This is a genomic window from Exiguobacterium sp. s28, assembly GCF_018618135.1.
GTDB lineage: Bacteria > Bacillota > Bacilli > Exiguobacteriales > Exiguobacteriaceae > Exiguobacterium > Exiguobacterium mexicanum_A.
Map to the genome: position 1 here is coordinate 1 of NZ_JACSLL010000029.1, position 1,696 is coordinate 1,696.

1 protein-coding gene is annotated in these 1,696 nt (G+C 54.0%); it reads left to right on the forward strand.

From position 1 onward, the window contains the following. Positions 1-241: 241 nt before the first annotated feature. The gene (locus KNP78_RS15500) at positions 242-1,609 is read left to right on the forward strand and encodes an IS1182 family transposase (protein WP_214794160.1); all 1,368 of its coding nucleotides are present in this window, start codon (positions 242-244) and stop codon (positions 1,607-1,609) included. The last annotated feature ends 87 nt before the right edge of the window (positions 1,610-1,696 follow it).

A 1,696-nucleotide genomic window follows, 5' to 3' on the forward strand; every position in this document is an offset into this window, starting at 1 on the left:
CAGACTGTAGACAAAACATTGTCTGCAGTCTTTTTTATTTGCCCGACCGGGCACAGCTCGCTTTTCTGGGGGCAAGCAGGGAGCCGCATCGCGACTTTGTCGCTGCTGGGTCTCCCTTTGCTTGCTAATCCCCTGGAAGTCTCGCCGTGCCCGCAGTCGGCCCACGCATCAATCTCTCTTTTCGTACCGTCGTCGCTTTTTTATAATGAGAGATATAGAAACAATTATGGAGGCGAATCGGATGATCAGGAAATCAACAGAATCGGAAACCAATCGGACACAACTGGAGATGGTCACGCTCGACGAGCTTGTGCCAGCGGACCATCTGGTCCGAAAAATCGAGGCGGTGATCGACTTTGAGTTCATCTATCCGCTCGTGGAGGACTTATATTCTGAGGACCGTGGCCGGCCAAGCGTCGACCCTGTCGTCCTGATCAAGATGGCCTTCCTTCAGTACCTGTTCGGTATCCGATCCATGCGACAGACAATTCGTGAGATCGAGACGAACGTCGCATACCGTTGGTTTCTCGGGTTCGGATTCACGGACAAGGTGCCACATTTCTCGACGTTCGGGAAGAACTATGTGCGTCGGTTTCAGTACACGAGCTTATTCGACGACATCTTCTATCATATCCTTGAACAGGCTGCGGACGCAGGGTTCATCGATCGCGCCGTCCTATTCGTAGACTCGACACACGTCAAAGCGAACGCAAACAAGCGGAAGCTCGTCAAGAAGACCGTCCGGCAAGAGGTGAAACACTATCAGGAACAACTCGATGCCGAGGTCGAGCGAGACCGCGAAGAAAGTGGAAAGAAGCCCTTAGGGCCAAAAAAGAATCAGGCGGAGGAGACGAAGGAAATCAAGGTCAGCACGACAGACCCTGAGAGTGGATATTACGTAAAAGGTGAGCGTGAGAAGCAGTTCGCTTACTCTGTCCATGCGGCGAGCGACGCCCATGGGTTCGTGCTCGGTGCTATCGTCACACCGGGTAACGTGCACGATAGTGTAGCGTTCCCCGATCTGCTCGACAAGGTCTCCGACCGCCTGATTCAACCGTTCGCCGTCGCTGCCGACTCCGCCTATAAAAATCCGGCCATTGCCAAGCTGCTGATTGACCGTGGGATCCTGCCGGTCTTCCCATACACTCGCCCGAAGGGTAAGAAGGGCGCCTTCAAGACCAAGGATTTCATCTACGACGAGCACCATGACGTCTACATCTGCCCAAACAACGAGTTATTAACGTACAGTACGACGATGCGCGAGGGGAAACGCAAGTACGTCTCGAATCCCGCGGTTTGTGTGAACTGCCCGCTGCTCGAGCAGTGCACGAAGAGCCAGAAGCACCAGCGGATAATCGAGCGACACCTCTGGCAACCCTATATGGACGAGGTCGAAGACCTCCGCCACACGGAATTGAACCGCAACATCTATGACCGTCGTAAACAGACGGTCGAGCGCGTGTTCGCGGACGCAAAAGAGAAGCATGGCATGCGTTGGACCCGTTATCGGGGACTTGAAAAAGTTTCAATGCAGGCGATGCTTACTTTTGCTGCCCTCAATCTCAAGAAGATGGCGGGCTGGGCATGGAAGAACGCCCAGCCCGCCTGAAAAGGGGCTCGGGCAGAGCGCCTAAAGGCCCGAAAACGACAAAGTCACGTTTCAGTTCGCCTGAAACGTGACTTTGTCTACAATCTG